Raw genomic sequence first — 20,074 nt, 5'->3', positions numbered from 1 at the left:
ATGTGCTCCGTAGGATCGGTGAGCGAAGAACACGATCAGCGGATTTTTCTCGAAAGGACACCCGTGCTGCGCACCCACCTCGCCGGCTCATTACGCCCCGAGCACGTCGACCGAACCGTGACGCTGACGGGATGGGTGGCCCGCCGACGCGATCACGGCGGCGTCATCTTCATCGATCTGCGCGACGCGTCCGGTGTGTCCCAGGTCGTCTTCCGTGAGGGAGCAGCACTCGAGCAGGCCCATCGCCTGCGCGCCGAATACGTCGTGAAGGTCACCGGCAAGGTCGAGGGCCGCCCCGAGGGCAACGCCAACTACGAGATCCCGACCGGTGCGATCGAGGTCGAGGCCTCCGAGATCGAGGTTCTGTCCGAGGCGGCACCGCTGCCGTTCCAGCTCGACGACCAGCCGGGCGAAGAAGCGCGTCTGAAGTACCGCTACCTCGATCTGCGTCGTGAGGGCCCCGGGCATGCCATTCGCCTGCGCTCTCATGTCAACGCCGCCGCCCGCTCTGTGCTCGCGCACCACGAGTTCGTCGAGGTCGAGACTCCGACGCTCACGCGATCCACCCCTGAAGGTGCCCGCGACTTCCTGGTGCCGGCGCGGTTGCAGCCGGGTAGCTTCTACGCTCTGCCGCAGAGCCCGCAGCTGTTCAAGCAGCTGCTCATGGTCGGCGGTATCGAGCGCTACTACCAGATTGCCCGGTGCTACCGAGACGAGGATTTCCGCGCCGACCGTCAGCCGGAGTTCACTCAGCTCGACGTCGAGATGAGCTTCGTCACTCAGGACGACGTCATCCTGTTGGCCGAGGAGATCCTGGCATCGCTGTGGAAGCTCGTCGGGCATCACTTCACGGCTCCGATTCCTCGGATCACCTACGCCGAGGCTATGGGTCGCTACGGTTCGGACAAGCCCGATCTTCGCTTCGAGATCGAACTGATCGAGTGCACGGACTTTTTCTCCGACACCACCTTCCGAGTGTTCCAGGCCCCATACGTCGGTGCGGTCGTCATGCCCGGTGGCGCGAGCCAGCCCCGGAAGCAGCTCGACCGATGGCAGGAATTCGCCAAGCAGCGTGGCCACAAGGGCCTCGCGTACGTTCTCGTCGGTGAGTACGGCACGCTGGGTGGACCGGTTGCCAAGAACCTGACCGACGCCGAGCGCGACGGCCTCGCCGCACACGTCGGCGCGAACAACGGCGATGCGATCTTCTTCTCCGCCGGCCCTGTCAAGGCATCCCGTGGATTGCTCGGTGCCGTGCGCGGCGAGATCGCTCGTAAGCTCGACCTGATCGACCCGAAGGCGTGGGCGTTCGTGTGGGTCGTCGATGCCCCGCTGTTCGAGCCCACGTCCGACGCCACAGCCAGTGGGGACGTGGCCGTCGGATCCGGTGCGTGGACTGCAGTGCACCACGCGTTCACCTCTCCGAAGCCGGAGTCGATGGATACGTTCGACACCGACCCCGGATCTGCTCTGGCCTACGCCTACGACATCGTCTGCAACGGCAACGAGATCGGCGGCGGCAGTATTCGTATCCACCGCAAGGACATTCAGGAACGGGTGTTCGCGATCATGGGTATCGGCAAGGAAGAGGCACAGGAGAAGTTCGGCTTCCTTCTCGATGCCTTCTCGTACGGCGCACCGCCGCACGGCGGCATCGCGTTCGGCTGGGATCGCATCACCGCGCTGCTCGCCGGAGTCGATTCCATCCGAGAGGTCATCGCGTTCCCCAAGTCCGGTGGCGGCATCGACCCGTTGACCGACGCGCCCGCACCGATCACGCCGCAGCAGCGTAAGGAATCGGGCGTCGACTTCAAGCCGGAGAAGAAGGAAGAACCAGCCGAGGCCTAGAAGGTTCGAAACGAATGTCCCCGTAACGCACTGCGCTACGGGGACATTCGTCTGCAGGGGGAGTTTTTTCAGGAGCGGTGGGTCAGCGTGCGGGGGACAGCGGACCGCCGGTCAGGACGCGGTAGGCGTAGTTGGTCGCGATCACCGAGATCGGGATGGTGAACAGCAGACCGAGGCCACACAGCAGAGCGCCGCCGATGTTGATCGCGGCCAACAGAAGTAGCAGCAGCAGCATCGGGCCGAAGTTCTTGACGGTCAGGTCGACACTCGACTTGATGGATTCGATCGCCGACTGGTTGCGATCGATCAGGAACGTCAAGGCGAAGTTCGCGAGGAAGCCGATCGCGATCAGAAGGACCGTTCCGAGGAACGGGATGAAACCGAGCACCACGCTGACGACGGTCCAGATCAACGCCAGGACGGCGATCTGGCCGACGTTGGTGAGTTGAAAGAACCGCCCGAACGACGGTTTCTCGGGAGCACCGGTCTCGTCCAGGGCTCCGCGAACGTACGCGGCGTTGACGAAATACGACACGAACGTGGCGATGGCCGTGACAACGATGGCCACCCCGGATGTCGTGGTCGTGAACGTCGTGTCACCGCTGTCGGCTGCTGCCATCGCCGCGGTGAACGTCGACGCGAAGATCAGAACGAGTCCGATAGCACTGACAGCCCACACGATGGCCGTGATGGCGAGCCACGGGCCGACGTTGTCCTTGACTTGGCAAAGCTGTAGCTCAGCGCGGCACCGACATCCAGGCGACCAGGATTGGGCCCGAGCGGCACCTGCCCGTAGCTCTGGTTGCCGTAGTTTCCGTAATTGCCGGGCGGCGGCGGGTACGCACCGGGAGGTGGTGGATAGCTGCCGGGTGCGCCGCCCTGGGGCGGGTAGTTCCCGGTCGGGGGTGGGTAGCCACCGGGAGGCGGGTAGCCGCCCTGTGGTGGGTAGTTGCCCTGGGGCGGGTAGTTTCCGGGCGGGGGTGGGTAGCCACCGGGAGGCGGGTAGCCGCCCTGTGGTCCCTGTGGTGGGTAGTTGCCCTGGGGCGGGTAGTTTCCGGGCGGGGGCGGGTACTGACCGCCGGCAGGCGGCGGGGTGTCTCCCGTGTTCGGCGGGGGAGTGTTCGGCGTTTCGGGTCGGTCGGGATCGGAACCCTGGCCGGGTCGCGGTTCGTCTGTCGGATCGTCGTTCACGTCGTTCTCCTGGTCTGTGGTCGGGACGCGTGGGGTGGTTCGGAGCACCGAGACCCCGTAACACTGTGAACGCAGACGAGCGGGCCTCCGCCTGATGTCGGAGGTCCGCTCGTGCGTGGACGGGTTGTTACGAAATGCTGATGACCTGGGTTCCGCCGGCGATCTCGTCGTGCTTGCCCTGTTTGGTCGGGCTGGAGTTGATGGTCACCGCAATGACGATGTACGCCACGATCACCAGAACGTTGCCCAGCAGCGGTACCACGTTCAGCAGCATGAACGCGTTGCGCTTGGCTGCCTCGGCTTGAGTGGGCAATCCGCCCGCTGCGCCGAGGGTGCGCAATCCGAGGGCCTGCTTGCCCAGGGTCTGGCCGCGGGAGGACTCGAGCAGCGTGAAGTATGCGAAACCGAGGACGGCGGACACGAGACCCAGGAGGAAAGTTCCGAAGAACCCGCTCGGCAGAATCACGTACAGGATGAACTGGACGACGGCGAGAATCAGCCCGTCCACGAAGCGCGCCGCGAAACGTGATCCGAGGCTGCCGGGCTGCGCGCCGCCGGGCAACTGCGAGCCCAGTCCGAATCCGGCGTTTCCGCCTACCGGCGGCGGTGGGTAGTTGCCCGGGGGCGGATAGTTGCCGGGCGGTGGGTAATTGCCGGGCGGTGGGTAACCGGACGCTGGATTCGTGGGGTACTGGGGTTGGTTCGGATCGGAGCCGTACTGCGGTCCGTTGGGTGGATTGTCGCTCACGAGATTCCCTTTGGTTGCAAAGTGTGGCGTGCGTCGAACGAATACTCGATTCTCGCCGAGCGAACCCCACCACGAAGAGGGTGTCAAGCACTACACACCTGCCCGGTCGGTACATTTCGGACACGATTTCTCGCCGAGCGCACCGGGCCCGGTCCTACTAGGGTTGGGTGTTCTACCCATACCGGGACTATCACGAGGGGCTCGCCGTGGGCATCAAGGTTGCACTCGAACACCGCACCAGCTACCGATTCGACCGCACCGTCAAGATCTTTCCGCACGAAATTCGGCTGCGACCGGCACCGCATTCGCGCACTCCCATCGAGGCGTACTCGCTGAAGATCGAGCCGGCGGAGCATTTCGTCAATTGGCAGCAGGACGTGTTCGGAAACTTCCTCGCTCGGGTGGTCTTCCCCGAGCGAACCGATCACCTGTCGATCACCGTCGGACTGGTCGCAGACATGGCGTCCATCAATCCCCTCGACTTCTTCGTCGAGGAATGGGCCGAGCACTACGGCTTCGCGTACGAAGAGCACGACCTGCCCGACCTCGAGCCGTACCTACGGCCGGTGGACGAGGGCAAGGCCGGATCCGGACCGGGACCGGTTGTCTCGGCCTGGGTGGAGAAGCTGCAGGCGGCTGTCACCGAACGCGGAGAGTCGTTGCGCACCATCGACTTTCTCGTGATGGCAAACCAAGCCGTCATGGGCGACGTCGGGTACTCCGTGCGCATGGAACCCGGAGTGCAGACCCCCGATCTGACCCTGACGTCCGCCGTCGGGTCGTGCCGCGACTCGGCGTGGTTGCTGGTGTCGGTACTGCGTCAGATGGGTCTGGCAGCGCGGTTCGTCTCGGGTTACCTGGTTCAGTTGTCCTCCGACGTCAAGTCGCTGGACGGCCCGTCCGGGCCGGTGGAGGACTTCACCGATCTCCATGCCTGGACCGAGGTCTACCTCCCCGGTGCGGGCTGGGTCGGGATGGATCCGACGTCGGGGCTGTTCGCCGGCGAGGGCCACATTCCGCTGTCGGCCACACCGCACCCGTCGACGGCCGCCGCCATCTCCGGTGCGACGAGCAAGTGCAAGGCCGAACTCGACTTCTCGAACACCGTCGTCCGCGTCCACGAGGATCCGCGAACGACGTTGCCGTACACCGCCGAGCAGTGGGAATCGATCAAGGCCACAGCCGAGAAGATCGACGAGCGGATGCTCGATCAGGACATTCGGTTGACCGTCGGCGGCGAGCCCACGTTCGTCGCGATCGAGAATCAGGAAGCGCCCGAGTGGAACACCACGGCCGACGGCCCGCACAAGCGCAAGCTGGCAAGCGTGCTCGCCGAACGGCTTCGCACCATCTACGCACCGGACGGTCTGGTGCAGCGCAGCCAGGGCAAGTGGTACCCCGGCGAACCTCTGCCGCGGTGGCAGGTGGGACTGTTCTGGCGCACCGACGGTCAAGCTCTGTGGCACGACTCCGATCTGATCGCCGATCCCTGGTTGGCGGAGGACCTGCGCCCGGAGCCGGTGGACAATTCGGCGTCGCAGGCATTGATCGACGAGTTGGTCAAGGCGCTCGGACTGCCCGCCTCACAGGCGCGTCCCGCCTACGAGGACCCGTTGGTGAAACTGTTGGACCTGGTTCGCCAGCCGTACGGTGATCCGCCCGCCGACGACGAGGATCTCGAACCGGGAGCCGATTCCGCTGATGCCAGAAAGAAACTGCTCGAACGGCTCGATGCGAGTACCGACGAGCCTGCGGCATTCGTGCTGCCCATCTCGCGCACCGAGGACGGCTCCGGCTGGGAGAGCTCGGACTGGAAGTTGCGCCGCGGCCGAATAGTGTTGCTGGAGGGCGATTCTCCCGCGGGCCTGCGGCTGCCACTTCGCGCGATCTCCTGGGACGGCGGTCCCGTCGAGAACCCGGCAGACCCCACCGCGCCCAAGCCGGATCTGCCCACACCGCAGCTGACCCAGCAACCGCCGCGTGCGGTGAACCCGGCCGAGTCGCGTTACGCGCAGTTGGTGAACGAGACGTCCGGGGTGGGTGGCACCGCCGTCACCGCACTGGTCGCCGAGGTTCGCGACGGCGTCCTGCACGTGTTCATGCCGCCGATGGATCGGTTGGACGATTTCGTCGATCTCGTCTCGCGGGTCGAGCAGGCGGCGTCGACCATCGACACGCCCGTCGTGATCGAGGGCTACGGTCCGCCGTCCGATCCGCGTATCCAAACCCTCACCGTCACACCGGATCCCGGTGTGATCGAGGTCAACGTGCAACCGACCTCCTCGTGGGCGGAACAGAACGATCTGATGGAGCGTCTCTACCTAGAGGCGCGTCAGTCCCGTTTGAGCACAGAGGGATTCGACAACGACGGCACCACTCGTGGAACGGGCGGTGGAAACCACATCACCCTCGGCGGCGTGACGCCGGTGGATTCACCCGTTCTGCGTCGGCCGGACCTGTTGGTCTCGCTGCTGACGCACTGGCAGCGGCACCCGTCGCTGTCGTACCTGTTCTCGGGCCGCTTCATCGGCACCACGTCGCAGGCTCCCCGCGCCGACGAGGGACGCGAGGAATCGCTCTACGAGCTCGAGGTCGCATTCAGCGAGATCGAGCGACTGACCGGGGCCGACCGATCGGCGTCGCCCTGGGTCGTCGACCGAGCGCTGCGGCACCTGCTCACCGACATCACCGGCAACACGCACCGCGCCGAGTTCTGCATCGACAAGCTCTACAGTCCCGATTCCACTCGCGGACGACTGGGACTGCTCGAACTGCGCGGGTTCGAGATGCCGCCGCACCATCAGATGGCGATGGTGCAGTCGCTGCTCGTGCGATCGATGGTCTCGCGGTTCTGGGACACCCCGCTGAAGGCACCTCTCATCCGGCACGGTGCCAATCTGCACGGTCGGTACATGTTGCCGCACTTCGTCATCAACGATATCGGTCGTGTCGTCGAGGACCTCCGCGAGCACGGCATCGATTTCGACACCAGCTGGCTCGATCCGTTCACCGAGTTCAGATTCCCTCGAATCGGTACCACCGTGGTCGGTGACGCCGAGATCGAGCTGCGGGGTGCGATCGAGCCATGGAACACCCTCGGCGAAGAATCGACATCCTCGGGCACCGCCCGGTACGTGGACTCTTCGGTGGAACGAATCCAAGTTCAGGTCGCCGGAGCCGACGCGGGCCGCTACATGGTGACGTGCAACGGGGTGCCGGTGCCGATGTTGCGGACCGAGCGTCAGGACGTGCAGGTCGCCGGCGTGCGTTATCGCGCTTGGCAGCCGCCGAGCGCTCTGCACCCGACGATCGAGGTGCAGAGTCCACTGCGTTTCGATCTGGTGGAAATGCAGACCGGACGTGCGGTCGGCGGGTGCTCGTACCACGTCGTGCACCCGGGCGGTCGCTCGTACGAGGGGCCTCCGGTCAACTCGGTGGAAGCCGAAGCACGCCGCAACGGCCGCTTCGAGGAGGGCGGGTTCACCTCGGGCAAGGTGGACGTAGCAAGATTGCTCGAGATGCACGCTCGCCAAGCGATCGATGTGTCCGCGCCCGGCATGCTCGACCTGCGCCGGACCGGAGTCATCACGTCCTGACGCGCGATTGCACAGGAGAACGAGTCGACCGGTAGCGATCTCGGTCCGACGCGTATCGGGTGGTTCCGCAGGCAGCGGAGTCACCCGGCGGCGGAGTGTGATCGACCGACGGAAGGAACAACGGCTCGATGGTGCCCGTGGATACCACCCTGAGTGGAGCCGGCAGGAACGACGATGTTTCGGGTGGAGCCGGCAGGAACGAAGACGTTTCGAGTGGTGCTGGGTCGCCGTGGCTCGCGTATCGCGGTCGGCGTGAGGCCGTGACCGGTCGTGCCGATCGGTTCGACGAGATGCTCGATTCCGACGACTCCGTCCGTCCGCACTGGGCGGAGTTGGTCGACGGTATGCGCGAGGCCGGCTCGGGTGCCATGCAGACGTTGCAGTCGCGGGTGAGCCGTTTGGTCGACGACCACGGCATCACCTACAACCCGATTCCGTCGGGTGGCAGCGAGGCGTTGCCCAGTGCTGTTCGGTGGGGGTTGGACAGTGTTCCGTTGGTCGTCGCGGCCGACGAGTGGGACCGTCTGGAAGCAGGTTTGGTTCAGCGGTCGATGTTGCTCGATGCGATGCTCACCGACATCTACGGTGCTCAGGAAACCGTTCGTCGGGGGTTGATTCCGCCGGAGTTGGTCTTCGGCAACCCGGGTTATCTGCGGACGGCGCATGCGATCACCGTTCCGGGGCCGCATCAGCTGTTCATGCATGCCGCCGATGTCGCCCGAGGTTCCGACGGCGAATTCCGGGTCGTCGCCGACCGCACGCAGGCACCGTCGGGAGTGGGCTACGCGCTCGCCGATCGGCGGGTGATGTCGCGCGCGATGCCGGAGTTGTTCCAGGCCAGCAATCCCAGGCCGCTGTCCACGTTCGCTCGGGCGGTTCGTCTGGCGCTTCGCGATGCGGCACCCGCATCGGCGGAGAATCCGGTCGTGGTGGTGCTCAGTCCCGGTTCGCATTCCGAGACGGCATTCGATCAGGCCTATCTCGCAACGGTTCTCGGCTTTCCGCTCGTGGAGAATGCCGATCTCGTGGTCCGCGACGGCTGTCTGTGGATGCGGTCGCTCGGCAAGCTGCGGCGGGTCGATGTGGTGCTGCGCCGGGTCGACGCCGAGTTCGCCGACCCACTCGATCTGCGCCCGGATTCGCATCTGGGAGTCGTCGGTCTGGTCGAAGTGCTGCGGCGCGGGGCCGTGAGCGTGGTGAACACGCTCGGTAGCGGTGTGCTCGAGAACCCGGCTCTGCTTCCGTTGCTTCCGGCGTTGAGCCGTGCCCTGCTGGACGAGGATCTGATTCTCGGTTCGGTACAGACCTACTGGGGTGCCGACCCGGATCAGCTCTCGCACCTCGGAAGCCGGATGCGTTCGCTGGTGCTGCGCTCGACCACCTCACGTCGCACGGTGGTGGGGCACGATCTCACCGACGTCGCCGCGGAGGAGCTGTGGAAGCGAATTCTCGCCGAGCCGTGGAAGTGGACAGGGCAGGAAGTCCCCGAGTTCTCGTTGGCTCCGGTCGGTTCGTCGATCGACGGTGGCTCGGGTTCGCAGTTGTCGGTGGCGCCGGCGCAGGTGGGAATGCGGCTGTTCACGGTTGCGCAGCGGGGCGGGTACACGCCGATGCGCGGCGGCCTGGGGCAGGTGGTGCTCACCGCACCGGTCACCGAACCGCTCATCACGGTGGCGTCGAAGGACGTGTGGGTCAAGTCGGTGGAACGGGTCACCCCGGCGGACTCCGCTCCGCACACCCCGCCCGCCACGGTGGAGGAGTTGCCGCAGTACGCCGCGTCCAACGTCGATGTCGTCAGTTCCCCGCGTGTGCTCGGCGACCTGTTCTGGTTCGGCCGCTACAGCGAGCGTGCCGAGGACATGACTCGATTGCTCATCGCCGCGCGCGAACGCAATCAGGACTATCGCTCGATGCCGTGGCTCGAAGGCAGCGAGAGTCTGCCGATCCTTCTCGAAGCGGTCACGAAGGTCTCGCGGACCTGGCCGGGGTTCCTCGACGAGAAGAACCGCAGTGATGCGAGCGTGGAAATGCGCTCGCTGATGCTCTCGACGGGACGTCTGGGTTCGCTGGCCCAATCGGTGGATCGGATGCAGCAAGCGGCGCGCGCGGTGCGCGACCAGCTCTCGAACGACACCTGGGCGGTGCTGAACCGCATCGACACCGCGCTCGAGGAGCTGGCCGAGTCGCCGGTTCACAACGGTGCGCAATTGGCGTCGTCGCAGTCGAGTGTGTTGCGCGGCTTGCTTGCGCTGGCCGGCCTGGCATCGGAATCGATGGTGCGAGATGCGGGCTGGTACCTGATGGATGCTGGCAAACGGATCGAGCGTGGTCTGCAGCTGACTGCGCTGCTCTCGGCCACGCTGAGCCACGCTCTCACGCCCTCCACCGAACAAGCGGTCATCGATTCGGTGCTTTCCGCGGCCGAGTCCTCGGTGATCTACCGCAGACGCAACAGCGGGCGCGCACGTCCGGCGGCCGTCGCGCAACTGTTGTTGTTCGACGAGGGCAACCCGCGAGCGTTGGTCTACCAGCTCGATCGGCTTCGGGACGACCTGGGTTCGTTGCCCGATGCCTCGGGTACGTCGCGGCCCGAGCAGCTCGTTGAGCAGATGCGGGTGCGGTTGCGGCGCGTTGACCCGGGCGATCTGGAATCGGTCGATGCGAACGGCAGGCGGGTGGAGTTGCTCGAGCTGGTGGACGGCATCCACGACTCGCTCGAGGAATTGTCCCGCGTCGTCCTCGCCACGCACATGTCGTTGCCCGGTGGCACGCAGCCGCTGTGGGGCAGCGCGAACATCCGAACTGCGAACGGGGTGCGGTGATGAGTCGTCGGTACCGAATCAAGCACATCACCACCTACACGTATTCCGACCGGGTCACCTCGTCCTACGGGCGCGGATTCCTCGCGCCGCGCGACATGGACGGGCAGCACTGTCTGGAGAAGTCGGTCACGGTGGAGCCGGCTCCCACCGATCAATCCTTCGGCGTGGACGTCTACGGCAACGAGGACGTGTACTTCCACGTCACGCACGACCACGAGAAGCTGGTGGTCACGGCGGATTCGCTGGTGGAGGTCTATCCCCGTCCGGCGGACGAGACGACCTCGTGGCCGGCGACGGCATCCTGGGAGTCGGCTCGGATGGCGCTGTTCGGTGCGAACGTGCCTGCGGATCCGGCCCGTGCGTCGGCCGTGGAGTTCGCTCTCGATCTGCCGACTCCGGAGATCACCGACGAGGTGCGCGCCTACGCGGCCCCCAGCTTCTGGCCCGGTCGTCCCCTCGCGGACGTCGTCGTGGATCTGACACATCGGATCTTCACCGATTTTCGCTATCTCTCCGGCTCGACGACGGTCTCGACCACCGTTGTCGACGTCCTCGCCGCGAGATCGGGAGTGTGCCAGGACTTCGCTCGCCTTGCGATCGCGTGCTTGCGGTCCCAGGGTCTGGCGGCCCGGTACGTGTCGGGATACCTCGCAACCGAGCCTCCGCCCGGCAAGGAGCGGATGATCGGTGTCGACGCGACCCACGCGTGGGCTGCGGTGTGGATGCCGAACGATCGGTGGCTCGCCTTCGATCCCACCAACGATCAGCTGGTCGACGAGCGATACGCGACCGTGGCGTGGGGACGCGACTACGCCGACGTGCCTCCCCTGCGCGGAGTGATCTACACCGAAGCGGAGGAGAGCACCATCGCCGTATCGGTGGACGTTGCACCGCAGTAGCGAACCCGGCATACTTCGGTGGCTCGGGGGTAACCGACCATCTGGTCGAATCTACGAATGCAACGTGCGAAAAGCCGCAAAACGGACAATCGTTTTCCATTCGTAGTCACCGAGACGGCACAGCAGAACACACCGAACGGGTAGCTTGGATATCGATGACCGCAACACTGGCAGACCCTGTATCAGAGGTAGTAGCAGCAGCCCAGCGACTCCTCACCAAACGCACCGGAGCTCCGGTGACGTTGATCGACCCGGTGAATCTGGGGGGTAGCGGCCAAGCGATCGTGTTGCGAGTCCGAGTGTCCGAGAACCCGTTTCAGCTGCCCCGCACCCTGGTGATCAAGCAGGTCCGGGACCTGCCCGCCGAATCGGAACTGCATGCCGAGCTCGCCGACATCTCCGGTTCCAGCGCCTTCCTGCGCGAGGCAGCGTCGTATCAGTTCGCCAACGCTCTGGCCACGGACAGCAGGCCCGGACCCGAGCTGCATGCGTACGACCTCGACGCGAGACTGCTGGTGCTCAGCGATCTCGGCGACGCCAGTCCCATCACCACTCTGCTGCGCAACTCGGACGAAGCCGCGGTGACCAATTCCTTGATGGCCATGGCGCAGGCGCTCGGCCGCATGCACGCCGCCACCGTCGGCCGTGAGGACGACTTCGCCGCTCTGCTGCGACGGGTGGGACAACCCGACTCCACCGACGGGATCTCCGCCCAGTTACCCGACGCTCTCGCCGAGGTCCCCGGGCTGCTGACCGATCTTCTGGACGTCGGAACGACCCCGGATGCAATTCTCGATCGCGTCTCTCGCAGCGGACGGCTGTTCGCGCATGGCGCCTTCCGCGCCTTCAGCCCGTCCGACCTGTGTCCCGACAACATCATCGTCAACGACGAAGGCGTGCGGTTCCTCGATTACGAGTGGGGCGGATTTCGTGACGCCACCCTCGACATCACCTACGCGTTGGCGTCGTTCCCCGGTTGCCTGTGCAGCTTCGACCTCTCGCATGCTCGCGAGCAGGCGATGATCGACGCGTGGCGCTCGGAAGTGGTGGGCATATGGCCCGCGTTGGCCGACGACACCACGCTGGCGAGCAAGATTCTCGACGCACGTCTGATCTGGGTGTGGCTCAGCACCTACTGGTTCCTGCCCGACGACCACACTCGCATCGCCGCGGCGCGTGCTCACCACCTGTCGGTTCCGCGGTCGCAGGCACTGATCTCGCGGTGGACGGCGCTGGCAGACAGTGCCGCGCGCGTCGGTGAGACCGATATCGCCGACTACGCGACGTCGGTCGCCACCGCTCTGCGCACCAAGTGGGAGCGCTGAGGAAGACGTCGTTCGCGCATCCGCCGGTCGCATCGGTAGCGTTCGACGGGTGAGCGGCGGCATCGGTAGTGACTTATCCGGCGGGGACATCTCGGGAAGCGACGAGTTGGGCGACGACGGACTGTTCGACGCGCCCGCGCCCCCGGAGGCGATGATCGCCGAGTCCCGTCCGGCGTCCACCTACGTCAGGCCCGACGCACCTCTGGCGGTGCGTATGCGTCCGACGAGCCTCGACGAGGTGGTGGGGCAGTCTCATCTGTTGGCTCCGGGCGCACCGCTGCGCCGGCTCGTAGAGGGCTCCGGTGCGTCCTCGGTGATGCTCTACGGTCCACCGGGAACCGGCAAGACGACGCTGGCGTCGCTGATCTCGGGAGCGACCGGACGCAAGTTCGAGGCGCTGTCGGCCCTCTCGGCCGGTGTCAAGGAAGTACGCAACGTCATCGAACTCGCGCGTCGCCGACTGCTCTCGGGCGAGCAGACGGTGTTGTTCATCGACGAGGTGCACCGATTCTCCAAGACGCAGCAGGATGCACTGCTCGCTGCCGTCGAGAATCGGATCGTGTTGTTGGTGGCTGCGACCACGGAGAACCCGTCGTTCTCGGTGGTGTCGCCGCTGCTGTCCCGGTCGTTGGTTCTGCAGTTGCAGCCGCTGGGATCCGAGGACATCGAGTTGTTGCTCACTCGCGCCGCGAACGATCCACGCGGCCTGGACGGTGCAGTGACCATCGCCGAGGACGCGATGGATCACCTGGTGCGTCTCGCGGCCGGCGACGCCCGACGGGCGTTGACGGCACTCGAGGCGGCAGCGGGCGCCGCGAGCGACGGGATGCTCGATCTCGCGACGGTCGAGGCCAGTGTCGACAAGGCCGCCGTGCGCTACGACCGCGACGGAGATCAGCACTACGACGTCATCAGCGCGTTCATCAAGTCGATCAGAGGGTCCGACGTCGACGCAGCCCTGCACTATCTGGCGCGGATGATCACGGCAGGCGAGGACGCGCGGTTCATCGCGCGACGTCTCGTGGTGCACGCCAGCGAGGACATCGGGATGGCCGATCCCACGGCATTGCAGACGGCGACCGCCGCTGCCAGCGCCGTGCAGATGATCGGGATGCCCGAGGCGCGGTTGGCGCTGGCGCAGGCCACGATCCATCTGGCGACTGCGCCCAAGTCCGGTGCCGTGATCGGCGCACTCGGTGCTGCCATGGCCGACGTGGCTGCAGGCAAGTCGGGATCGGTGCCGCCGCATCTACGCGACGGCCACTACAAGGGAGCGCAAGGGTTGGGGAACGCCGTCGGGTATCGGTACCCGCACAGCAGTCCCGGCGGCGTACTGGGGCAGCAGTATCCACCGGACGAACTGGTGGGCGTGAACTATTACGAGCCCACCGAGCACGGTGCCGAGCGGGAAATCGCGACCAGGGTGGGGAAACTGCGCCGCATCATCCGAGGCCGATAGGCCCTCGAGTCGGTGCGGGGTCCGACGACGCTAACCTGTATCCGTGCAGACCCATGAGATCCGCAGGCGTTTCCTCGACCATTTCGTGAAGGCGGGACACACCGAAGTGCCCAGTGCGTCGTTGATCCTCGACGACCCGAATCTGCTGTTCGTCAATGCGGGCATGGTTCCCTTCGTGCCGTTCTTCCTCGGTCAGCAGACACCGCCGTACAAGACGGCGACGAGCGTCCAGAAGTGCGTGCGCACCCTCGACATCGAGAACGTCGGCATCACCACCCGGCACAACACGTTCTTCCAGATGGCAGGAAACTTCTCGTTCGGCGACTACTTCAAGCGGGACGCCATCCGGCATGCCTGGTCTCTGTTGACCGACAGCGTCGAGGACGGCGGATACGGGTTCGATCCCGAGCGGATCTGGGCCACCGCGTATCTCGACGACGACGAGGCGATCGAGCTCTGGAAGGAGATCGCAGGTCTGCCCGACGAGCGAATTCAGCGTCGAGGAATGGCCGACAACTACTGGTCCATGGGCATTCCCGGACCCTGTGGCCCGTGCTCGGAGATCTACTACGACCGAGGACCCGAGTTCGGTGCCGAGGGCGGTCCCGAAGCCGACGAGGATCGGTACATCGAAATCTGGAACCTCGTGTTCATGCAGAACGAACGCGGCAAGGGAATCAGCAAGGACGACTTCGAGATCCTCGGTCCGCTGCCGAAGCAGAACATCGACACCGGCATGGGCGTCGAGCGTGTCGCCTTCCTGCTGCAGGGCGTGGACAACGTCTACGAGACCGACCTCGTCCGACCGGTGATCGCCAAGGCCGAGGAACTTTCGGGACGTGCCTACGGTGCCAACCACGACGACGACGTGCGTTTCCGAGTCATCGCCGATCACGCCCGCACCGCCGCGCTGCTGATCTCCGACGGAGTCAATCCCGGCAACGACGGTCGCGGCTACGTGCTGCGCCGATTGCTGCGCCGCATCGTCCGATCGGCACGCCTGCTCGGCGCACCCGACGAGACCATGGCGCAGTTCGTCACCGTCGTACGAGACACGATGGCCGAGTCGTACCCGAATCTGGTCACCGACTTCGATCGCATTCTGACCGTCGCAGTGGGGGAGGAAACGGCGTTCCTCAAGACCCTCACCTCGGGTTCGCGGCTGTTCGAGGGAGCGGCGGAGGCAGTCAAGGCGTCGGGTGCGAAGAAGATCGGCGGTGCCGAGGCATTCGCGCTGCACGACACCTACGGTTTCCCGATCGATCTGACGCTCGAGATGGCCGCCGAGGCCGGCCTGTCGGTGGACGAGGACGGTTTCCGCTCGCTGATGGCCGAGCAGCGCAACCGGGCCAAGGACGACGCCCGTGCCCGCAAGCACGCACACGCAGACCTCACGGTCTACAAGGATTTCGTCGACGGTTCGCCGACCGAGTTCACCGGATTCGACGAACTCGGTTCCGAGGCAACGGTATTGGCCCTGATCTCCAACGGCGTCCGCGTTCCGACCGCGGTTGCGGGAGACTCGGTGGAGATCATCCTCGACCGCAGCCCGCTCTACGCCGAGTCCGGTGGCCAGATCGCCGACATCGGCACGATCACCGCACCCGGCCTCGGCGTCAAGGTCAACGACGTGCAGAAGATCGCCAAGAAGCTCTGGACGCACAAGTCGGTGGTCGAGTCGGGTCAGATCACCGAGGGCGACACCGTGCACGTCGACGTCGACCACGCGTGGCGCAAGGGCGCGACTCAAGGCCACTCGGGTACCCACATGGTGCACGCGGCACTGCGACAGGTGCTAGGGCCCAACGCGACACAGGCCGGATCGCTCAACAAGCCCGGTTACCTGCGCTTCGATTTCTCGTGGCAGGGTGCGCTGTCCGACGCGCAGCGCGACGACATCGAGAACGTCGCCAACGACGCGGTGGGCTCGGACTTCGCGGTCAACACCATGGTCACCGACCTCGACAGTGCCAAGAAGATGGGCGCCATGGCCCTGTTCGGTGAGAACTACGGCGACGAAGTGCGCGTCGTCGAGATCGGCGGACCGTTCTCGATGGAACTGTGCGGTGGTACACACGTGCAGCACTCGTCGCAGATCGGCCCGGTCACCATTCTCGGTGAATCGTCCGTGGGCTCGGGAGTGCGCCGAGTCGAAGCCTTCGTCGGCCTCGACTCGTACCGCTATCTCGCCAAGGAACGCGCGCTGCTGGCCGGCATCGCGTCCTCGCTCAAGGTGCCGTCCGAGGAGGTTCCGGCCCGCATCGAGACCCTGGTCGAGCGTCTGCGCGCCGCGGAGAAGGAACTCGACGCCGTCAAGGCCGCCGCAGTGCTGGCCTCGGCAGGGGAGTTCGTCGGCAAGGCCGAGCGATTCGGCGACGTGCGAGCGGTCATCGCGCAGGCACCGGACGGCGTCGGCGGCAACGACTTGCGCACCTTGGTCACAGACATCCGAGGACGGCTGGGCGCGGATCCGGCCGTGGTGGTGCTGTTCGGCACCGTGAGCGGCAAGGTCCCGTTCGTGGTCTCGACCAACAAGGCAGCTCAGGACGCCGGTATTGCCGCAGGCGATCTGGTGGGGGCCTTCGGTCCGAGCATCGGTGGGCGGGGCGGCGGCAAGCCCGAGCTGGCTCAGGGGTCGGGATCGGACGTCGCCGGGATTCCAGCCGGTATCGACGCAGCCCGGGCTCGATTGACCGAACTCACCACCCACTGACGATCGTGGTAGCTCAGGGGCGCGGCCCCGATCGGCCAGGAGTCGACGATCCCGGCCGCGGCCGTCGTATCGGCATCGACGTCGGCAGTGTGCGCATCGGTATCGCCTCGAGTGATCCCGACGGTGTACTCGCCACGCCGGTCGAGACCGTGCCGCGATCGAAGATCAAGGGTCCCGACGCCCCGGACGTGGCGCGGGTGGCGGAGATCGTCGCCGAATACGAGGCCGTCGAGATCGTCATCGGGCTTCCTCGGACGCTGCGCGGAGAGCGCGGCAATGCCGTCGACGCAGCCGAGAAATTCGGCCGCTCCCTGCACCGGCGATTGGGTGATGTGCCGATTCGGATGGCCGACGAGCGACTGACTACCGTGAGTGCATCGCGCGCGCTACGGGAGAGTGGAGTGCGGGCCAAGAACCAACGATCGGTGATCGATCAGGCTGCGGCGGTCGCGATACTGCAGGGCTGGCTCGACGAGCGCCGTGCCGTATCGGATCGTGCAGCGAACAATTCAGGATCGACGGAGGTCGACGAGTGAACTACGAAGGGTCCGATCGGGACCGGCGAGATGCGCGCTCGGACGAGGCGCACACCGACCCGATCGGCTATCGCGTGGACGAGGGCAGCGAGTTCCACCGCACTGTGCACGGCCCGCCGCAGCGTCAGGAGCCGCATCCCCGGTCCTCTCGTGACGCAGATCGGGAGCCCGAGCACGAGGCCGAGCGCGGAGCGTTGCCACAGGAGGTCGGCCGCAGCCGCGCCGCGACCCGGAAGGACCGAGCTGCCTCCAGCCGCAAGCGCCGCGGCCGCCTGGTCGCTCTGGTGCTCGGGCTCGTACTGGTCGTGGCCGTTGCGGGAGGAGCGTATTTCGCAGTGAACAAGTTCGGCAATCGCACGACACCGAACGCCGACTTCACCGCGGGCTCACCGGGGGACGGCGTGGTGATTCAGGTTCATCCCAACGACACCGCGCAACAGATCGGTACCCAGACAGCGGACAAGGGTGTGGTCGCCAGTTCGGGAGCCTTCCTCGAAGCGGCGCTCCTGAACAATGCCATCACTTCGGTTCAACCCGGTTTCTATCTGCTCGCCAGCAACGTGCCTGCCTCGCAGGCCGTGAACGAACTCGTCGACCCCGCCTCCCGGGTGGGCAACATGGTGATCTCGGAGGGCCGTCAGCTGCACGACGCGCGCGACGTGAACACCGGTGCCGTCAAGAAGGGCATCTACACCCTGATCTCCGAGGCCAGCTGCGTGGACCGAACCGGCAGTGGAACCCCCACCTGCGTGAGCTACGACGACCTCAATGTGGCCGGAGCCGTGGACGACCCGGCCGCCTTGGGCGTGCCCGACTGGGCCACCGATCGCGTCGAGGGAGTCCCGGACCGCGATCGCCAGCTCGAAGGCCTGATCGCCGCAGGAACCTGGGACTTCGATCCCAGCGCGGCTCCGACCGACATTCTGAAGCAGCTGGTGTCCGAGAGCGCGACCCGCTACGAGGACACCGGAATCCTCACCGCAGGTGCCAACTCCGGGCTGACTCCGTACGACACCCTCGTCGCCGCGTCGCTCGTCGAGCGGGAGTCGCTGCCGCAGGATTTCAGCAAGGTGGCCCGGGTGATCCTCAATCGCCTCGCGGTGCCGCAGAAGCTCGAGTTCGACTCGACGGTCAACTATTCGCTCGACACGACCGAGGTGGCCACCACCGACGCCGACCGCGCCCGCGTCACCCCGTGGAACACCTATGCCAGCGAAGGGCTGCCGGCAACTCCTATCTCCTCGCCCAGTATCGGTGCGGTGCAGGCGGTCGAGATGCCCGCCGACGGTGACTGGCTGTACTTCGTGACCATCAACCAGGCGGGTGAAACCCTGTTCACCCGCAGCTACGAGGAACACTTGGCGAACATCACCAAGGTCGAGGGTGGCTTCCTCGACAGCGGCCGCTGACGTGCGCGCCGCTGTACTCGGAAGCCCTGTCGAACACTCGAAGTCGCCGGTGCTTCACTGTGCCGCGTACCGCGCGCTCGGCCTCGCCGACTGGACCTACGAGCGCATCGACTGCACCGGTGAGCAGCTGCCCGGCCTGCTCGACGGTTTCGGCCCCGAATGGGTCGGCGTGTCGGTCACCATGCCGGGCAAGGTCGCGGCTCTGGCGTACGCGACCGAGCGCACCGCGCGGGCAGTTCTGGCCGGCTCGGCGAACACCCTGGTCCGCACCGAGTCGGGCTGGCGCGCCGATTGCACGGACGTCGACGGAATCGTGGGCGCACTGCGCGACGCCGGGATCGAGACCCTGTCCGGTCGCACCGTGACGGTGGTCGGCGCAGGAGGAACGTCGAGGCCGGCGATCGTGGCGCTGGCCGGACTCGGAGCAACTGCGGTCACTGTCGTCGCGCGGTCGGCCGACCGCGCCCGAGACACACTGGACTGCGCCGTCGCCGCGGGGATGCGCGCGGAGTTCGTGGACATGACCGACCCTCGGCTCGCCACCGTCGCAGCGGAGTCCGCTGTGCTCGTCAGCACCGTGCCCGCGGCCGGGGCCGCGGACATCGCGTCGGATCTCGCCCAGGCGCCCCTGGTCCTCGACGCCATCTACGATCCGTGGCCGACGCCCCTCGCAACTGCCGTGGACGCAGCCGGTGGAACCGTCATCAGCGGATTGTCGATGCTGCTCAATCAGGCGTACGGGCAGGTGGAGCAGTTCACCGGCAGGCCCGCACCGCGAGCGATCATGCGGAACGCACTGTTCACCGCGTTGTGAGTTCGAGCCGGCAGTAGTCCACGGGCCGGAGTAGTCCACGGGCCGCGAATTGTCCACAGGGTTCGAGTTGTCCACAGGGCAATCTCCCACCTGGGCTTTCGTCACAGTCGATCGCTGCCGTGGTGCCACCCTTCGCTCATGATTGTCGTGTGTGGTGCGGTCGTGGTCGGTGCCGTTGTGGGGCTGGCGATGCGCCGATGTTTGGTCCGATGGAGCCCTCGGCTCCTGCCGCTGCTGTCTGCGATCGGTACCGGATGGGTCTGGTGGCGATTCGGCGGTACCGAATACGCGGTTCCGTTGTGCGTGACGACGTGGTGGTTCGCCGCACTCAGCGCGGTCGACCTGCAGCGACGCCGGTTGCCGAACGCCTTGACCGTCCCCGGGGCGCTCGTGGTGACGATCGCGCTCGTTCTCACCGGCTCGCCGAGGGCACTGCTGGGCGGTGCTCTGTTGTTCGCGATCTACCTCGTCGTTCACCTTCTCGCGCCCGCGGCGTTCGGAGCGGGGGACGTCAAACTCGCCTGGTCGGTCGGCTCGATCGCGTGCGTCGGCGGCGGGGGAGGATGGGCGATCGCCGCGCTGTCGGCACCGGTGGCAACTGCCGTGGTGGGGTCGATCGCCGCGGCGTTGGGGCACAGGCGAGCCCGCATCCCGCACGGCCCGTCCATGTGCGCGGCCACCCTGCTGGCATCCGCGGCGTCCCTGGCGTGAAAA

Annotated in this window: 14 protein-coding genes; 11 read left to right on the top strand and 3 right to left on the bottom strand. The window is 66.1% G+C overall.

Annotated features, from left to right (window positions below):
• Window positions 1–63 precede the first annotated feature (63 nt).
• A complete protein-coding gene (gene aspS / locus QM590_RS06185) occupies window positions 64–1,848 on the top strand; it encodes an aspartate--tRNA ligase (protein ID WP_269594244.1) in 1,785 nt (594 codons plus the stop codon).
• An 82-nt stretch (window positions 1,849–1,930) separates the two neighbouring features.
• On the opposite strand, the gene QM590_RS06180 is transcribed toward aspS, so the two are convergent.
• From QM590_RS06180 to QM590_RS06170, 3 genes are all read right to left on the bottom strand, one after another.
• Window positions 1,931–2,527 (bottom strand): hypothetical protein, encoded by a 597-nt coding sequence (locus tag QM590_RS06180; RefSeq protein ID WP_269594184.1) that lies wholly within the window; start codon window positions 2,525–2,527, stop codon window positions 1,931–1,933.
• Entirely contained in the window at window positions 2,494–3,039 is a 546-nt protein-coding gene (locus tag QM590_RS06175) for a hypothetical protein (protein ID WP_269594183.1), read from the bottom strand. The genes QM590_RS06180 and QM590_RS06175 overlap by 34 nt, the downstream gene beginning before the upstream one ends.
• Before the next feature lie 127 nt (window positions 3,040–3,166).
• Window positions 3,167–3,787: an RDD family protein gene (locus QM590_RS06170; protein WP_269594182.1), complete on the bottom strand. Its 621-nt coding sequence runs from the start codon at window positions 3,785–3,787 to the stop codon at window positions 3,167–3,169.
• 206 nt (window positions 3,788–3,993) lie between these two features.
• On the opposite strand from QM590_RS06170, the gene QM590_RS06165 reads away from it, so the two are divergent.
• The 10 genes from QM590_RS06165 (at window position 3,994) to QM590_RS06120 (ending at window position 20,071) form a co-directional block, all read left to right on the top strand.
• The gene (locus QM590_RS06165; protein WP_269594243.1) at window positions 3,994–7,383 is read left to right on the top strand and encodes a transglutaminase family protein; all 3,390 of its coding nucleotides are present in this window, start codon (window positions 3,994–3,996) and stop codon (window positions 7,381–7,383) included.
• Between the two features lie 290 nt (window positions 7,384–7,673).
• Window positions 7,674–10,205: a circularly permuted type 2 ATP-grasp protein gene (locus QM590_RS06160; protein ID WP_411741290.1), complete on the top strand. Its 2,532-nt coding sequence runs from the start codon at window positions 7,674–7,676 to the stop codon at window positions 10,203–10,205.
• The gene (locus QM590_RS06155) at window positions 10,205–11,104 is read left to right on the top strand and encodes a transglutaminase family protein (RefSeq protein ID WP_149405854.1); all 900 of its coding nucleotides are present in this window, start codon (window positions 10,205–10,207) and stop codon (window positions 11,102–11,104) included. The genes QM590_RS06160 and QM590_RS06155 overlap by 1 nt, the downstream gene beginning before the upstream one ends.
• Before the next feature lie 155 nt (window positions 11,105–11,259).
• On the top strand, window positions 11,260–12,429 hold the full coding sequence (locus tag QM590_RS06150; RefSeq protein WP_269594180.1) for a protein kinase family protein: 1,170 nt from the start codon (window positions 11,260–11,262) through the stop codon (window positions 12,427–12,429).
• 49 nt (window positions 12,430–12,478) lie between these two features.
• Window positions 12,479–13,888 (top strand): replication-associated recombination protein A, encoded by a 1,410-nt coding sequence (locus QM590_RS06145; protein ID WP_411741281.1) that lies wholly within the window; start codon window positions 12,479–12,481, stop codon window positions 13,886–13,888.
• 43 nt (window positions 13,889–13,931) lie between these two features.
• Complete coding sequence (gene alaS, locus QM590_RS06140) at window positions 13,932–16,601, top strand: alanine--tRNA ligase (RefSeq protein WP_269594179.1); 2,670 nt, start codon at window positions 13,932–13,934, stop codon at window positions 16,599–16,601.
• A gap of 5 nt (window positions 16,602–16,606) precedes the next feature.
• On the top strand, window positions 16,607–17,137 hold the full coding sequence (ruvX, locus tag QM590_RS06135) for a Holliday junction resolvase RuvX (RefSeq protein WP_269594178.1): 531 nt from the start codon (window positions 16,607–16,609) through the stop codon (window positions 17,135–17,137).
• Window positions 17,134–18,546, top strand: a complete 1,413-nt coding sequence (locus tag QM590_RS06130) for an endolytic transglycosylase MltG (protein WP_269594177.1) — start codon at window positions 17,134–17,136, stop codon at window positions 18,544–18,546. Before ruvX ends, QM590_RS06130 begins: the two co-directional genes overlap by 4 nt.
• A 1-nt stretch (window position 18,547) precedes the next feature.
• Window positions 18,548–19,360, top strand: a complete 813-nt coding sequence (locus QM590_RS06125) for a shikimate dehydrogenase (protein WP_269594241.1) — start codon at window positions 18,548–18,550, stop codon at window positions 19,358–19,360.
• A 138-nt stretch (window positions 19,361–19,498) separates the two neighbouring features.
• Complete coding sequence (locus QM590_RS06120) at window positions 19,499–20,071, top strand: prepilin peptidase (protein WP_269594176.1); 573 nt, start codon at window positions 19,499–19,501, stop codon at window positions 20,069–20,071.
• Window positions 20,072–20,074: the final 3 nt, after the last annotated feature.

The organism is Rhodococcus sp. IEGM 1372 (assembly GCF_030056835.1).
Classification (GTDB): domain Bacteria; phylum Actinomycetota; class Actinomycetes; order Mycobacteriales; family Mycobacteriaceae; genus Rhodococcoides.
This window is presented reverse-complemented; position numbering and strand designations above follow the sequence as displayed.

Excerpts from the sequence above, each read along its gene's own strand:
- QM590_RS06120 (WP_269594176.1), top strand. The coding sequence starts at position 19,499 with ATGATTGTCGTGTGTGGTGCGGTCGTGGTCGGTGCCGTTGTGGGGCTG.
- QM590_RS06155 (WP_149405854.1), top strand. The coding sequence starts at position 10,205 with ATGAGTCGTCGGTACCGAATCAAGCACATCACCACCTACACGTATTCC.
- QM590_RS06150 (WP_269594180.1), top strand. The coding sequence starts at position 11,260 with ATGACCGCAACACTGGCAGACCCTGTATCAGAGGTAGTAGCAGCAGCC.
- QM590_RS06160 (WP_411741290.1), top strand. The coding sequence starts at position 7,674 with ATGCTCGATTCCGACGACTCCGTCCGTCCGCACTGGGCGGAGTTGGTC.